The sequence below is a fragment of the Lacrimispora sinapis genome, assembly GCF_043633585.1.
In the GTDB taxonomy this organism is placed as follows: domain Bacteria; phylum Bacillota; class Clostridia; order Lachnospirales; family Lachnospiraceae; genus Lacrimispora; species Lacrimispora sinapis.
The window spans coordinates 2,495,402-2,510,777 of record NZ_CP141832.1 but is presented as its reverse complement, the minus strand read 5'-3'; the positions used below and the strand labels follow the sequence as shown (position 1 = coordinate 2,510,777).

Here is a 15,376-nt window from a genome sequence, read left to right as displayed (position 1 = left end):
TTAATACTCAAATTTGAAAACAATGCCGATTAACGGCTTTGAATAGATGCTAAAAATCTCACGAAATCCTAAGATTAGCTTAACTTTTGAGATTTTATGTAATATCCGGGGTAGGGGGGTCTAAATCTCTACTACTTTTTGCCTCGGAAACGGGCGTGGGGTAACGCGTGAAAATTCGCGGTTTCAAACGTGCGGTGATATTTACCGCCGGGTACACTGGAATAACCGAGGTTACAAGTCTATTGTTTGGAGATGCGTCAGCCGTTTGGAGGAAAAAGGATCTGAATGTACTGCCCCTACCATAAACGAGGAAACATTGCAGACAGCAGTGGTCAAGGCTATTAACGAACTTTTGGCTAACAAAGAACCCTTCCTCCAGGCGTTGCAGAAAAACATAGCTACTATACTTAATGAAGAAAATGATAATGCCACCAATGATATTGATAGCAAATTGGAAGAATTACAACAACAGCTTCTTATCCAAGCAAAATCCAAGAATGACTATGAAGATGTGGCTGATGAAATCTACCACCTTCGAGAATTGAAGCAAAATGCACTTGTTGAAAATGCAGAGCGTGAAGGAAAAAGGCAACGAATCGCTGAAATGACTGATTTCTTTAATGAACAATCCTGTGAGTTAGAGGAATATGATGAGCAGTTAGTAAGGAGGCTTATAGAAAAAGTTACGGTATTTCATGATAAGTTCGCCGTTGAATTCAAATCAGGAGTCGAGATTGATGTAGAAGGGTAATCTTTAGAAAGAGAACAGAAGAATTATATTGGATTTTTAAAGATAATATGATATAATAAAACGACTTGGAGGTGGAAGAATGTATAACTTTTCTTGCTAATTATATGATGCATAATAAGATATTTAAAGAAACGGCTATAGAACCGTTTGTTTTGTTATGCAAATTGCAAGAAAGTTAAGTATTCTACACTCAATAATACATTACAGTAACCTTATGTTATGTATAACAAAAGGTAATAATAGTATTTGTTTTTGAGCCGTAAGAATTTACTTTCTTGCGGCTTTTAATATTTGTAAAAGAAAGGAAGATAAACGTGATAGACAATGATACTATGTCATTCATGACAAAATCCTTGCAGAGTTGGATAACATTATAGAGTAATTAATGCCGAAAACCGACTTTGCTTATAAAATTTTTATAATGTAAAGGAGGAAGAAATATATGTCCTTAATAAATGTTTCAAATCTAACTTTTTCATATGAAGGAAGTTATGACAATATTTTTGAAAATGTAAGTTTTCAGATAGATACAGATTGGAAACTCGGTTTTATTGGAAGAAACGGACGCGGTAAAACTACTTTCTTAAATTTACTGCTTGGCAAATATGCGTATTCCGGCAATATAAGTTCTACAGTTAAGTTTGAGTATTTTCCTTATGATGTGGAAGATAAGAGTCTATATACAATTGAAGTAATGAAGAGTATTTGTACGGAATGTATGGATTGGGAGATTTTTCGTGAAATATCATTGCTTGATGTTCAAGAAGATGCTTTATATCGTCCGTTTAATACATTGTCAAATGGTGAGCAAACAAAGGTCCTTCTTGCAGCTTTATTCCTTACAGCGAGTTGTTTCCTGCTTATTGATGAACCTACAAACCATCTTGACATCGATGCACGTAATGTAGTGCAAAACTATTTGAAACGCAAGAAGGGGTTTATTTTGGTATCTCATGATAGAAGCTTACTTGATCAATGTGTTGACCATATACTATCTATCAATAAAACGAATATCGAAATCCAAAAGGGAAATTTTACTTCTTGGTGGGAGAACAAAACGTTACAAGATAATTTTGAACTGGCAGAAAACAAGAAACTCCTTAAAGAAATAGGAAGGTTGTCTTATGCAGCAAAACGTAGTTCAAACTGGTCAAATAAAGTAGAAAAAAGTAAATATGGAACAACAAATTCTGGTTCAAAACTGGATAAGGGTTATGTTGGACATAAGGCTGCAAAAGCGATGAAACGTGCCAAAAATATTGAGTCAAGACATCAGGAAGCCGTTTTACAAAAATCAGAACTGCTCCACAACATTGAACAATATGATGACTTAAAAATTTCACCACTTGAATTTCACAAAGAGTGCTTAATAGAAGCGAATGATTTATCATTGTCTTATGGAGATAAAGAAGTATGCAGTAATCTTAATTTCAGAGTCAATATTGGTGATAGAGTTGCCATTATCGGAAAAAATGGGAGTGGTAAGTCTAGTATCCTAAAATTGATTAATGGAGATGATATTAAATTTACCGGAAATTTTATGCTAGCAAGTGGACTAAAAATTTCTTATATTTCGCAAGATACTTCATATTTAAAAGGTAATCTATCTGAATTTGCCTATAATAATAAGATCGATGAAACTCTATTTAAAACGATTCTTCGTAAACTGGATTTTAATAGAGAGCAGTTTGATAAGAACATGGTGGATTTTAGTGCTGGTCAGAAAAAGAAAGTACTAATTGCTAAAAGCCTTTGTGAAAGTGCACATTTGTATATATGGGATGAGCCATTGAACTATATTGATATTTTTTCACGTATCCAAATTGAAAAAATGATTTTGGAATATTGTCCTACACTATTGTTTGTGGAGCATGATGATGCTTTTTGCAATAATATTTGTACGAAAAATATTAATTTAGGTTTGTAGAGATTTTGAGTTGCCACAATAACTAAAAGATATTTACATGAAAGGGTGAAGAAATGTTAAAACAAAAAGAATTAATTGCAAACGTTAAGAATCTTACTGAGTCAGATGAACGAATTACAGCTTGTATGATGTATGGATCGTTTACCAAAGGAGAAGGTGACCAATACTCTGATATAGAGTTCTATATATTTTTGAAAGATAGTATAACCTCGAACTTTGATTCATCCAACTGGTTGTTTGACGTAGCTCCGTACTTGATGCTTTATAAAAATGAGTACGGAACAGAGGTAGTTATTTTTGATAATCTTATACGTGGGGAATTTCATTTCCTTTCTGAAAAAGATATGAACATAATCCCCTCGTTTAAAGATTCAGGTTATATTCCTGATACGAAGGCTATGCTTATTTACGATGAAACAGGGCAATTAGAAAATTATTTATCAGAGATAAGTGGTGCAAGACCAAATAGACTTACTGAAGAAAATGCTAATTTTTTGTTGTGTAATTTCTCTAATCTATGGTTGATGGGAATCAACGTTCTAAAAAGAGGAGAATATGCTCGTTCATTAGAACTCTTATCACAACTTCAAAAAAATACACTACAACTTATACGTATGGCAGAAAAAAATGCTGATAATTGGCTAAACATGAGTAAAAACCTTGAAAAAGAAATTAGCCTTGAAAATTATAAAAAATTTGCAAAGACCACTGCTCGATTAGATAAGGTAGAATTATTTGAAGCCTATAAAAATTCTTTGCTATTAGTTATGGATTTGCAAAGTCACCTTATTGAACAATACAACTTAAAAGTTACACATGACATTTTAGAAAGATTGTTGAATTACATTAGTGAATAGGAGAGTAACGTTATTTACAGTATTGGGTACTGAAAATTAACAGCATACCTCAGTTTTTCAAAAAACAGCGAAGCCTATGGATATGTTTCCGTCTACCGATAGTGTAAAAAACGCAGTAGATATGTTTCCGAGAACGGACATAATCAAATGACATTCATTCTATCCTCTCAAGCCATGTGGAGTGCGTAGTATTGATGTCAAGAGTTGAGAAATAGGAGTATTCAAAATACTGATAAATAAAGGGTTTTGAAGGTTGGAAGATTTTATGCCTAATGTCTGGCAGTGCCTTTTAACCTTGGAAATCCTTATTTTTATTTATTGAGGAAACTGGTCGACTGTAAAAAAATGCGTGGGGTCGAGTTGACAGGTTAGATTTTTTATTAGGGTTGAGAAGATAGAATAGATGTAATTTAATGCTTGACGTGACAAGTGTTGATAAGTGTTGACAAGTGATGATAAACATGTTATACTAAAATAGATATTAAACTACATTTAAGCAAGCGAAAGGTTATTACATATATGAATGGCAAAGACAAAGAACTTGTTAGCACAAAGAAAGCTGCTGAATTTTTAGGAGTTAGTATATCTACGATATATAGAATGGTAGAGCAGGGCACTCTTGAACCGTCGAAAACTCCTGGTGGACAAAGAAGATTTGATTTAAAAGAATTGGAAGTGTTTAAGGAAAGTAGTAAGACAATTGAGGCACCACAAAATCCTTCAAAATCTAAAAAACAAACTTCAAGCGTTAATGATGAAGTTGAAAATGATAAAAAAGATGCTAAAGAACCTGTTGAAGAAAAACCAGTTGACAAAAGAAATACACTGAATGATTTAAATGGTACACAGTGGCTTCCGGTAACAAAGAGTTTTTTCTATCAAAAAGGTTTGGGGGCCAAACACCCACATGCACAAATAGAAAGGCAGCATCCAGCGCCGTTTTCGTATCAAGATGTATCACTTCTGATTACTTTTTTTACAAAGAAAGGAATGAAAGTGTTAGACCCATTTGGTGGGGTTGGTTCAACCGCAAAAGCTTGTGAACTTGAAGGTAGGCATTGCACAAGTATAGAGCTACAAGAAAAATGGCATAACTTAGCGATAGAGCGGCTTGATACAGAAGTGTCTGAAGGAGCTTCTGCAAAACATACTTTTATACAAGGGGATTCTCGAATAATATTAAAACAGTTTGATGATTCATCTTTTGATTTTATGGTGACCAGTCCACCATATTGGTCAATTCTTAATAAAAAAGCTGATCATAAAGTGAAAAAGGAACGACTGGCAAATAATTTAGCTACAAATTATTCAGAAGATGATAAAAATGATTTAGCAAATATTGAAAGCTATGAAGAATTTCTTAGGACCCTCGTAGATGATGTTTTTGTTGAATGTGGCAGAGTCCTAAGACCTAAGAAGTATATGTGCTTAATAGTATCAGATTTCAGAAATAAATCTGAATTTATCAGTTTTCATAGTGATTTGATCCAAGCATTAAATCATAGAGAGACTAAAGATGGGTATAAAATATACTTACAAGGAGTAAAAGTTTTATTACAAAATCATAAAAGTTTATTACCATACGGGTATCCATTTGCTTATGTTGAAAATATTCATCATCAATATGTTCTGATATTTAGAAAGGATAAGAAGTGATAATTATGGAATACAATGGTGTAATTAATGGTGATTCGGATATCTTACTTAAGCAAATGCTAGACGACGGTATTAAAGTTGACTTGGTACTTACTGATCCACCTTATAATCTAAATAAGGATTTTGGTAATGATAGCGATAAATTGCCTTTAAAAGAGTTTCTCGATATTTCAAGAAAACGTATAGCACTATGCAGGGATTTATTAAAGCCACAAGGTAGTATTATATGGTTCGGTATACATCATTATATTGGTTTCATTCAAACTATAATGTATGAAGAGAATCTATATTATAGAAGAATGAATATATGGTATTATGAAAATGGATTTAGCAGACTAAGAACCGCACCTTTAACACAATATGAACCGTTTTTATGGTTTTCAAAATCACCTAAGAAATGGACATATAATGTTGATGATGTTAGAATACCTTACAAAAGTACCGAACGTCTGAAAAATCCTGTATATTATAAGAATTCAAAAGGCGAACGTGTAAAATGGGAGCCAAATCCACTTGGTGCAATGAGGGGCGACATTTGGGCTTTTCCAACGTTAGCTGGTAAAGTCTATCAGGATGAAAAGACAGAACATCCTACTCAAAAGCCGGAATCATTAATAACTGAAATTATTAAAGCATTTTGCCCCAAAAATAAAGATGGATTTTATGAGGGTGTTATACTTGATCCGTTTCATGGTTCAGGTACACTTGGTGTTTGTTGTGAAAAATTAAATAAGCAGGGTCACAAAATTCGATGGATTGGCATTGAACTTGAAGAAAAATGGTGTAATGTAGCAAAAGAAAGACTTTCTAAGATTAAATAAAATAAAATGAGGATGGGGAGAATCCCAAAGATTGTGTAAACCTCCAAACTGATGTAAGATAATTACAACAGTTTGGAGGTACTTTTATGCCAAAGAGAACAAGAAACGAATCACCACAGAAACAAGCAATGCGGGAAATGATGAAAGACTATCTGAAAAATAATGATGCCAAAGTAAAGGATGGGGCGGATGTCAACTCTGTTATGAGAGATATGATGTCCGTATTGCTGGAAGGAGTTCTAGACGAAGAGCTCAATGAGGAATTAGGCTATTCTAAGTATGATTACCGCAATAAGAACACCGATAATAGCAGAAATGGTCATTCTTCTAAAACCATGCATACCACTTATGGTGACATGGATGTGGCAATTCCCAGAGATCGTAATGGTGAATTTGAGCCACAGGTAGTTAAGAAGTATCAAAATACAGTCACTCAGGATATGGAAGAAAAAATCATCTCCATGTATGCGAAAGGTATGACCACCGCTGATATCGAAAGTCATATGCGTGAACTCTATGATATTGACATCTCCGATAGTACGGTCAGCCGTATCACGGATAAGATTTTACCAATCGTGCGGGAATGGCAGGAACGCCCTTTAGAGGATATCTATGCAGTGGTATTTATGGATGCCATACATTATCATGTCCGCAGTGAAGGGAGAATTGTAAAACGCGCGGTTTATATTGCCCTAGGTATTGATATGAACGGGCGCAAAGACATCCTCGGGATGTACGTTGGCGAAAATGAAAGTGCAAAGTTTTGGCTTTCTATCATGAATGGTCTAAAAAATCGCGGAGTAAGAGATATCCTGATTTCTTGCGTGGATGGTTTAGCTGGATTCCCAGAAGCAATTGGGGCAGTTTTTCCTGAAACCGAGATCCAGCACTGCGTTATCCATCAGATCCGAAATTCAATACGTTTTGTATCCTATAAAGATTTAAAGGCACTTATGGCAGATTTAAAACGAGTTTACGCAGCGCCAACAGAAGAAACTGCCCATTCAGAACTAGAGCGTTTTGGAGAAATTTGGGACGGTAAATATCCTAAAATCTATAAATCGTGGAGTGAACACTGGGCTACCTTGTCCACCTACTTCAAATATCCGGAGCCAGTTCGCCGTCTAATCTATACAACGAATGCAATTGAGGGATTTAACCGTCAGCTGCGAAAGGTTACGAAAAGCAAAACGATTTTCCCATCAGATGATAGTCTGCTGAAAATGCTGTATCTGGCCATGATGGATATCACCAAGAAATGGACCGGCCACCGGCAAGACTGGGGAATTATACATTCCCAACTAGAAATATACTTTGAAGAACGGCTAAACGGTCATTAAAAATGAGGCTGATTCTATCGGCTTTATTGACATGCTCTGAAATAGGGCTATAATACATACAAAAGGCAAGGCCTGAAAAAAGGCCTTGCCCAAGATGCAACTATCAACATATCTTATATCAGTTTTTGACTTTACACAAAACTTGAAACTCTCTCTGAGGATGAATGGTTTTATTCCATTATCCTCATTTTTTATTTATTTAATAGGTTCCAAGATACCTAAGAATTTATCTGATAGATTTATTTTTCGTCCGATATGTCTTTCTAAAATTTTTCTTATATCCATATTATCGTAGTCAACATAATATGAAAAATCAGTAGGTTCAAAGTGTTTATGATTCCATAGTAAAATTAATAGAGCGCCAATGGTAATGGTATTAATCTGTATATTTTCTACAGCAAAAATGTCTTTAACAACCTGCCAATACCCTTGACGGGCATTTGGTAGCTGTAAACATACTACAACAGCCATATTATCATTTTTGGGGACTCCATATCTAGTATTTAGTACGGCTATATCATCTAAAATCCCACGCGATGCGTCTAGAGTATCTTTACCAAATTCAACTTCTATAGCCCCAAAGGAGTTTCTTTTTGATAAGTAAACAGCATCCATTCTAGTGTAGACATCGCCAATTCGTCTCATTGCGCAATTACAATTCAAACCGATAAATAGATTACGAACAACAGTATTGTGATAATTGCTTCTTAATGAAGTTAACTTATCATAAATAGATGTTAATAGAGTGTCAGTTTCACGAATAAAGCAACCTTTTCTCTCTAATGTAGATATAATATCTAATTGCTGTTCTTGTTTTGCGAAATTATCTTGTGAAGCTGCTACAACATCTTGATATTTTGATTTTTCAGAAACCACTTTGATCGTACCATCATAGTAGAGAGCGCCAACAGGACATCTTTTTATGCATAATCCACAATTTAGACATTTGCTAGCATCTATTTTTGGATTCTCAGTTGTGAAATCCCATTCAATGGCATCAACAGGGCACACGTCAATAGATTTATCATTAGGGAAGTCCGGCAAATTACTACATTCAATTTCGTTATCATCATAATACATACAGGCCGGATTCTTACACCCGACACAAGCAGTTTTACACTTATCTCCATTTGAAAAAAGCATTTGTGCTGGAGCATTTTCATGATAAATTATAGAATCCGGCATTACATTGAAAGTTAATAGTCTTTTTCGACTTACATTTTCTTTAAATATTTGCATTCACTAACCCCTCCAATACATATAAATTTTCTTTATCAAACCCTTTTCCATCGACTAGTATACTAACTGCAATAGAAAGTAATGATTTTAAATCAATAACACCTATTTTATATCCATAGGTTTCCTTAAAATCAGAAATCAGCCTACTAACTTCAGCACGGTCATTAGGTAAATAATATCCAACAGCTAGTGTAGTAACTTCAGGAGAGGTTATGTGTGTTTTTCGTGATAATAAAATGATTTTATTTTCTAACGCTTGTCGTATAGCTTTTATTGATATGTGTTGTTCCTCAGTAGGAGATTTAATTTCTATAGGGATGCTTCTTGAAACATCGTCAATAATTGCATCCCATCTTGCGCCATTATCGCCCGGTCTAGAAAATGAACAGTTAAATCCCATTATTTTAAATAGAGTAGATATCAAGGGGTAAAACGTTGTCTGTGTAGCTGTAGCATTATTTTTAAATATCATATCTACAATTTCCTTACTCGAATTACCCGCAAGTTTTAGTCGATTGACTTCGTTGATAAATTCAATATCTTCAGCTTCAGTAAGAAGCTCCATGGCAGCTTCTTCAGAAACATTTAATGTCCATGTTTGTGCAATAGAAAGAGATTCTCTTTCATTTACTGTGCTTTCAAAAGTAGTAATGTTGTTTTGTGACGTTTCGCCTTTACCCATTTCGATTCCAAGGGCTTCTTCAATAAGATCTCTCTTAATTGTTTGATATGGAGAAAATAGTAATTCCTTTCCCTCCAAAATAGTAGAACACTTTTCTTTATCAGCTTGAATAATTGTTTCTACTTCAGTCATATCATAGCCGGAACGTTCTAACATAGAATAAATACCTAACCTTATAAGCGCCATTTGAATATCTTTTCCGTAAGACTTGAATTCATTTAAGCGTAAATCTTTCATTTCTCGTATTGCGTTGTAAGTATCAATACCATGTTGAGTGATTTTTAAACATGACAGTGATTTGTTATATAACTCACGTGTGGTATATGACTCCACAAAATTACAGCTCTTCATAAAAGCAATCGGTAGCCGGGTGCAATTATCTACTGGTGTGGTTTTCATTCCCAGACTATCTGCGAGATCAGAAAATGCAGTTTTAAGGTTTTGGTAGTTTCCACGTAACTCGGAAATTTTTTTTATCATTGCCTGGTATTCTATTTCATTTTCGTCATTTACACTCATTGGTCCTAAGCATAACTCGTGTTTGTACATAACACCACCAAGATCTATAAATGATCTCAACGCGCATTTGAAGAATCTTACTTTTTCATCATAACTCATACGGTCTGTAAGCTCAGTAGGGTTATTTATTCCTAATACACATTGTTCATATAACCTTGAGCAATCGCCCTTTGATAAAGCCACATGTATACCTATATATGTAAATACAAGTGGGTATGATTTTTCGCCATATGGTGTTACCCAACCAAGCATTCTAAATACTTCTGCATACATTTTGGCATTCATTAAAGCAGAGTTCATGCTTTCTTGGTCTGTATTACTGAGTCGTAAAGCATCGTCTCCGGCATATCCATAGGCAGTCAATAACTTTCCTTGTGCAATTACTATAGCCATATCTTCCAAAGTAAAATACGCCTGTGAGCCAAGACTATTATATAATTGCTTTATAACTTGTACTTGCGTAGAGTATTGTGTTCCTGGGTTTCTAAATCTTAACATTGTTGTACACCCCCGAATATTTTATTTTATAAGAGTTTTAGCCAGCTGAAAAACAACCAGTCATAAATTATAATCAATCATTGTCATCTACGATTTCCATAATATTTGAAATATCACAATTAAGAGCCTTACATACTTTTATTAAAATTTCAGTATTAACATTTTCATTTTTTCCGAGTTTAGCCATCGAGGCAGTACTAATACCAGCGGCTTCTCTTAAGTCCTTTTTCTTCATGTCTCTATCAATAAGAAGTTTCCATAGTTTTTTATAACTTATGGACATAATTGCCACCTCGCTTTGGTTACACATATTAGTTACAAATAAAAGTGTATCACAAAATCAGTGTTGCTACAATTAAAATTTGCGAACGCAAAATAAATATTGAGATGATCATAATATATGCTATAATTTACCTATGGGCTAATATTTTATCTGTTAAGATATATTTTCATATGGGGTGAGGAGGGAGTGCTTTGGCAGGTAATCGTTCATTTAAAGACTATGTGGCAGATAGATTCTATAATGAAATATTTGCTGCTATACAAAGTTACACCACAGATAACTACGATGATTTAGATTTAAGGCTATACAGGGTTCAAAATATTGGTGGCATAGAATTATCAGATATAGAAGTAAAGTTTGTATCTGTTAATGACTTACCAGGTATGAAAATAGAATTTGATGTTGTTGTAGAAACTGAATTAGAAGTCCGTGAGTCAGACTATCATTATGATGAATCGGAAAATTGTAGGCAGTGGTTTATGCTGACATGTTCAGGAGATTTGGCTTGCAATTTAGATGACTTTACAATCTCTAGTGTAACTGAGTATACCAGTAAAAATAAGCAGCCCAAACCTATGTCGGACTCCCTTGTCCCTATTATTTATAAGGAACAACTTGAATCTGTCGCTACAGACTTTCTTCGCAGACATTACCCAGAAGCACTAAAAACCCCAATGGCAATTGAACCACAAGTACTAGCAGAAAAAATGGGTCTTACAGTGGAAATGAGAGAAATTACAAAGGATTTCTCTGTTTTTGGACAGCTATACTTTCATGATTGTGATGCAGTATTCTATGATGAAGATAGTGATGAAATGGTACAGACCCATGTAGATGCCAGAACTATCGTAAATGGTAAATAACTCGTCTACTTTTGGATTCCTCATAAAATTGAGATAATGGTGTAAAGTTGAAAAAGTTTCTAACAAACTTTCACACAGAACTCAAGGAGGAACTCCACATGGACACAAGACTTGCAACCAACCAGATCCGACTCAGTGAGTGGACCAGAATTATTAAAGACCGTTGTCAAAGTGGTCTGAACGTCAATGAATACTGTGAACAGCACCAGCTATCACGTCATGCCTATTACTACTGGCTAAGAAAAGTAAAAGAAGCTGCTCTGATACATAACAGCTTTGTTGAACTGCCGACTCTCCAGGAAAAAACTGTTCCTGTTTCAATAAGTGAAAATCTTTCTACTTATCAAATGACCATTGCTATTGGAAATACTATATTGGGAGTTAGTGAATCAACTCCAATGGAACTTCTCTCCAGAGTGCTGAAGGTGGTTCGTAATGCTTAATGATGCTGCTGGTTTTAAGCACATTTATATCTGTACTGGATATGTGGATCTGCGCCGAGGGGTGGATGGACTGGCAGCTATCATCAGTGGCTCTTTTGGGCTTGATCCAACGGAACCCGGAAGTATTTACCTGTTTTGCGGAAGAAAAACAGACCGGATGAAAGCACTTTTGTATGAGGGTGACGGCTGGCTGCTTTTATATAAGAAACTAACAAACGGTCATCTAAACTGGCCACGCAGTACCCAGGAAGCACAATCAATTACCCACCAGCAATTCCGATGGCTGATGGAGGGGCTTTCCATTGAGCAGAAAAGGAGGATATCCAAGATAAAACCGGAGATCTATTAACTCCCGACTATACAAAGTATCTTGACAGCTAAATCCTTTATCCTAAAGCTAAAAAACACCAGAAATATACTGAATTTCAGAGCTTTTCATGGTATAATAATCCTATGGAAAAGATTACTATTACTAAGGATGAACTGAATAATCTCTCTAAAGATATGATTGTTATGCTATACTTGCAGCTGCATGAAAGTTTCCAGCTTATTTCGGAGCAGAATACTACCATTCAAAAGCAGAATGAGCAGATGCTCCATCAAGTTGAAAGTATGAAGGAACAAATCTCCATTCTTACACAGAATCGGTTTGGCAGGAAATCTGAGAAGACTCTGCCGACAGAAGGGCAATTATCTTTTGACTTTGAAAATCTGTGTATCTTCAATGAGGCTGAGTCACTGACTGAGAATGGAATTTCCGAAGAACTGGATATGGAAACAGTCCTTGTTCGTAAGCGCAAGCCTCGTTCCAAGGGAAAGCGTGATATTAATCTGAAGGATATCGATACTATCGTCGTTTCACATGAACGTACGGAAAAAGAGCTCTCAGAACATTTCCCCAAGGGATGGCATAATCTGCCAGATGAAATATACAAAGAGCTAAAGTATGTACCGGCTCACTTCGAAGTACTGGAGCATCACATCAAAGTATATGCCGGAAATCATGATACCGGCGGGATTCTTCGCGCAGAGGTTCCTCTGCGTTTATTAAGTCACAGCATACTTACCCCGGAACTGGCAGGCGCCATCATTAACGCCAAATATGTCAATGCAGTACCATTAAACCGGCTTTCTGAAGAGTTTTTAAGAAATGATGTTAACATTCCAAGACAAGACATGGCCGGCTGGCTGATCCGTATTTATCAATACTATCTTGGCCCGGTACGTGACATGATGAAGGCAGAGATTATGAAAAGCCATCATATACACTGTGACGAGACCCCCTTTGTAATGCCGGAGAAAAGCAAGCAGTACATGTGGATCTACCATTCACCTGGCAGTTCAGAAAAACCACCGGTTTTCCTTTACGAGTATCCAGGAACGAGAGGAACTGCCGCTCCAAGAGAATTCCTAAAAGGATACAAAGGGACTCTTGTGACAGATGGTTATCAGGTATATCACACCCTGGCGAAAGAACGGTCTGATGATCTGAAGGTTGCCGGATGCTGGTCTCATGCCAGAAGACGATTCGCTGAGATTGTAAAAGCCAGTGGAAAAAACGGCCCTTCCACATCTGGACAGAAAATAGCAGCTGAAGCAGTAAAAAGAATTGCTGCAATCTATCATGTAGATCATATGTATGAAAAATCATTCGATGAGGAAAGGCTGGATCATAGAAAAAACTCAGTCAAGCCTCTTGTGGATGCTTATTTTGAGTGGGTAAAAGAGTATGCCGGTAAAACGGGACTGGATAAAAGTTCAAAACTGGCAGGTGCTCTTAATTATTCCATCCATCAGGAACAGTTTTTAAGAGTATTTCTGGAGGATCCGGAAATACCTCTTGATAACAATGATGCAGAAAGAAGTGTCCGTTCATTCTGTGTTGGTAAACACAGCTGGCACATCATCGATTCGAAGAACGGCGCAGAGGCTAGCGCTACCTTATATAGTATTGCTGAAACAGCAAAAGCGAATAATCTTAAACCGTATGAGTACTTTTCATATCTGCTAGAACAGTTAATGCACTATCCAAGGAATAATGTTCCAGAAAACAAACTGGCAGAATTAATGCCTTGGTCAGATGAATTGCCAGATCGATGTAGAAAACTAAAAACACGGTAAATATACCGCCGCCCCAATCGGGCGGCGAACTTATTGACCTGGACGGGTTATTTACCATTTACAGAATTTTAATAAAAAGCTGAAGCGAGGCACTGTTTCCTTTGATGAAATGGTGAAGATTGCAGAGGCTGTTGGTGTTGTATATGAGCAGGCGTTTGTGTTGCCGGATGGAGAGAAAATCAGTATAGAACATAAATGAATGTAAGAGACAGAAAAAGCAAGATTGTGATGCTTTTATAAAAGAATGTGATTATAAATAGAGTGTTTTGTTGCATTCGTGGCTTACAGTGAACAGATGATTAGAGGTTGAAAATGAAAATTGGTCGTAATGACCCTTGTCCTTGTGGCAGTGGGAAAAAATACAAAAGATGTTGTTTAAATAAAGCAAAAGAGCAGTACTTAGCAGAAGCGGTTATGTATTCTCTTCAAAATATAAAAAGAGAATCACAAATAAAAAGGTGTTTACATCCTAATTCGAGCGAGTGCAGTGATAGGATAGTAAAAGCTCATGCCATCCAAAACAATCGAATTTTAAATAAAATTGGAGAATCTGGAATGGTAGTAACAATGGATGGTACAATGCATCATCTGTTTCAAACATCAGATATGAAAGGGCGTAGTATAGCTACAACTTTTACTGGTTTTTGTTCCTATCATGATAAGACAGTGTTCCAAGAAATTGAAGATAAAGAGTTTGTTGCTAGTGAAAAACAAATATTTCTAATAACATATCGGACAATGGCGTGGCATTACCATAAAAAACAGGTACAGACTAATGCTACCTGTATCCAATATGAAAAAATGTTTGAGAAGGGGTATAATCTTGGAGAATCAGATGATTTTAAAGAATATTTAGGAGCATTAAAATTAGGATTAGAGGACAATGAAATTGAAAAACAAAGATTTGATGATGCTTTGCTAGAAGAAAAATATTGTGTTACAAATTCCTTAGTGTGGGAAATTCCATATGAAATAAATTTTGCAGTATCAATGATGACGGAACTTGAGCACGATATATTGGGAAATCGGATTAATGACATGGAGAAAGATGAGAGAATAAAAAAAATGTACCTTAACATTTTTCCTGCAAAGGATAAGTCTTTTTGTGTTTGGTCATGGCTTAATTATAATGATAGTTTCTATGCTCCATTTTCAAATCAGTTTTTAAGTTTGAGTGTTGTAGATAGGGAAAATTATTTCAATAATAATCTTCCTCGCTGGACAGATTCTATTGTCATTTCCCCACGTTTATGGAAAAAGTGGGGAGCAGCAATTCAGGAGGCTTTTATAACTCATGCGAATTTTGATATTTTGTATCGGCAGATGGAAGCAGAAAAGAATGAGTATGCGTATCAATATATGGATACTCCTTGGAA

General features: G+C 35.6%; 13 protein-coding genes and 1 pseudogene. 11 read left to right on the top strand and 3 right to left on the bottom strand.

Annotated elements, in window-relative coordinates:
- Nucleotides 1–124: 124 nt before the first annotated feature.
- From VIG27_RS11730 to VIG27_RS11705, 6 genes are all read left to right on the top strand, one after another.
- A complete protein-coding gene (locus tag VIG27_RS11730) occupies nucleotides 125–751 on the top strand; it encodes a recombinase zinc beta ribbon domain-containing protein (RefSeq protein ID WP_394527547.1) in 627 nt (208 codons plus the stop codon).
- A 442-nt stretch (nucleotides 752–1,193) separates the two neighbouring features.
- Nucleotides 1,194–2,678, top strand: coding sequence for an ABC-F type ribosomal protection protein Lsa(E) (gene lsa(E) / locus VIG27_RS11725; protein WP_002294513.1), 1,485 nt, complete (start codon nucleotides 1,194–1,196; stop codon nucleotides 2,676–2,678).
- A gap of 53 nt (nucleotides 2,679–2,731) precedes the next feature.
- Nucleotides 2,732–3,535, top strand: coding sequence for a lincosamide nucleotidyltransferase Lnu(B) (gene lnu(B) / locus VIG27_RS11720; RefSeq protein WP_002294514.1), 804 nt, complete (start codon nucleotides 2,732–2,734; stop codon nucleotides 3,533–3,535).
- A gap of 519 nt (nucleotides 3,536–4,054) precedes the next feature.
- Nucleotides 4,055–5,191, top strand: a complete 1,137-nt coding sequence (locus tag VIG27_RS11715; protein WP_394522707.1) for a DNA methyltransferase — start codon at nucleotides 4,055–4,057, stop codon at nucleotides 5,189–5,191.
- A 5-nt stretch (nucleotides 5,192–5,196) separates the two neighbouring features.
- Nucleotides 5,197–6,012, top strand: a complete 816-nt coding sequence (locus tag VIG27_RS11710; protein ID WP_106024220.1) for a DNA-methyltransferase — start codon at nucleotides 5,197–5,199, stop codon at nucleotides 6,010–6,012.
- A gap of 128 nt (nucleotides 6,013–6,140) precedes the next feature.
- Nucleotides 6,141–7,352, top strand: a complete 1,212-nt coding sequence (locus tag VIG27_RS11705; protein WP_394527544.1) for an IS256 family transposase — start codon at nucleotides 6,141–6,143, stop codon at nucleotides 7,350–7,352.
- A 195-nt stretch (nucleotides 7,353–7,547) separates the two neighbouring features.
- On the opposite strand, the gene VIG27_RS11700 is transcribed toward VIG27_RS11705, so the two are convergent.
- The 3 genes from VIG27_RS11700 to VIG27_RS11690 all read right to left on the bottom strand — a co-directional run bounded on the left by VIG27_RS11700 (nucleotide 7,548) and on the right by VIG27_RS11690 (nucleotide 10,573).
- Nucleotides 7,548–8,591 (bottom strand): 4Fe-4S binding protein, encoded by a 1,044-nt coding sequence (locus tag VIG27_RS11700; protein ID WP_394522705.1) that lies wholly within the window; start codon nucleotides 8,589–8,591, stop codon nucleotides 7,548–7,550.
- Complete coding sequence (locus VIG27_RS11695) at nucleotides 8,578–10,290, bottom strand: hypothetical protein (RefSeq protein WP_394522704.1); 1,713 nt, start codon at nucleotides 10,288–10,290, stop codon at nucleotides 8,578–8,580. The genes VIG27_RS11700 and VIG27_RS11695 overlap by 14 nt, the downstream gene beginning before the upstream one ends.
- A 73-nt stretch (nucleotides 10,291–10,363) precedes the next feature.
- Nucleotides 10,364–10,573, bottom strand: coding sequence for a helix-turn-helix domain-containing protein (locus VIG27_RS11690; protein ID WP_394522703.1), 210 nt, complete (start codon nucleotides 10,571–10,573; stop codon nucleotides 10,364–10,366).
- A 191-nt stretch (nucleotides 10,574–10,764) separates the two neighbouring features.
- Here VIG27_RS11690 and VIG27_RS11685 point away from each other — a divergent pair, with 191 nt between their 5' ends.
- The 5 genes and pseudogenes from VIG27_RS11685 to VIG27_RS11665 form a co-directional block, all read left to right on the top strand.
- A complete protein-coding gene (locus tag VIG27_RS11685) occupies nucleotides 10,765–11,436 on the top strand; it encodes a hypothetical protein (protein WP_394522702.1) in 672 nt (223 codons plus the stop codon).
- Between the two features lie 98 nt (nucleotides 11,437–11,534).
- On the top strand, nucleotides 11,535–11,879 hold the full coding sequence (tnpA, locus tag VIG27_RS11680) for an IS66 family insertion sequence element accessory protein TnpA (protein WP_394522700.1): 345 nt from the start codon (nucleotides 11,535–11,537) through the stop codon (nucleotides 11,877–11,879).
- Nucleotides 11,872–12,228: an IS66 family insertion sequence element accessory protein TnpB gene (tnpB, locus tag VIG27_RS11675; protein WP_394522699.1), complete on the top strand. Its 357-nt coding sequence runs from the start codon at nucleotides 11,872–11,874 to the stop codon at nucleotides 12,226–12,228. Before tnpA ends, tnpB begins: the two co-directional genes overlap by 8 nt.
- A gap of 104 nt (nucleotides 12,229–12,332) precedes the next feature.
- Complete coding sequence (gene tnpC, locus VIG27_RS11670) at nucleotides 12,333–14,000, top strand: IS66 family transposase (protein WP_394522698.1); 1,668 nt, start codon at nucleotides 12,333–12,335, stop codon at nucleotides 13,998–14,000.
- 303 nt (nucleotides 14,001–14,303) lie between these two features.
- Nucleotides 14,304–14,375: pseudogene (locus VIG27_RS11665) on the top strand (SEC-C metal-binding domain-containing protein); the annotation flags it as partial.
- Between the last annotated feature and the right edge of the window lie 1,001 nt (nucleotides 14,376–15,376).

What these genes read in the sequence shown, in the direction of transcription:
- VIG27_RS11715 (WP_394522707.1), top strand. Translation starts at nt 4,055, where the DNA reads ATGAATGGCAAAGACAAAGAACTTGTTAGCACAAAGAAAGCTGCTGAA.
- VIG27_RS11710 (WP_106024220.1), top strand. Translation starts at nt 5,197, where the DNA reads ATGGAATACAATGGTGTAATTAATGGTGATTCGGATATCTTACTTAAG.
- VIG27_RS11705 (WP_394527544.1), top strand. Translation starts at nt 6,141, where the DNA reads ATGCGGGAAATGATGAAAGACTATCTGAAAAATAATGATGCCAAAGTA.
- VIG27_RS11700 (WP_394522705.1), bottom strand. Translation starts at nt 8,591, where the DNA reads ATGCAAATATTTAAAGAAAATGTAAGTCGAAAAAGACTATTAACTTTC.
- VIG27_RS11695 (WP_394522704.1), bottom strand. Translation starts at nt 10,290, where the DNA reads ATGTTAAGATTTAGAAACCCAGGAACACAATACTCTACGCAAGTACAA.
- VIG27_RS11690 (WP_394522703.1), bottom strand. Translation starts at nt 10,573, where the DNA reads ATGTCCATAAGTTATAAAAAACTATGGAAACTTCTTATTGATAGAGAC.
- tnpA (WP_394522700.1), top strand. Translation starts at nt 11,535, where the DNA reads ATGGACACAAGACTTGCAACCAACCAGATCCGACTCAGTGAGTGGACC.
- tnpB (WP_394522699.1), top strand. Translation starts at nt 11,872, where the DNA reads ATGCTTAATGATGCTGCTGGTTTTAAGCACATTTATATCTGTACTGGA.
- tnpC (WP_394522698.1), top strand. Translation starts at nt 12,333, where the DNA reads ATGGAAAAGATTACTATTACTAAGGATGAACTGAATAATCTCTCTAAA.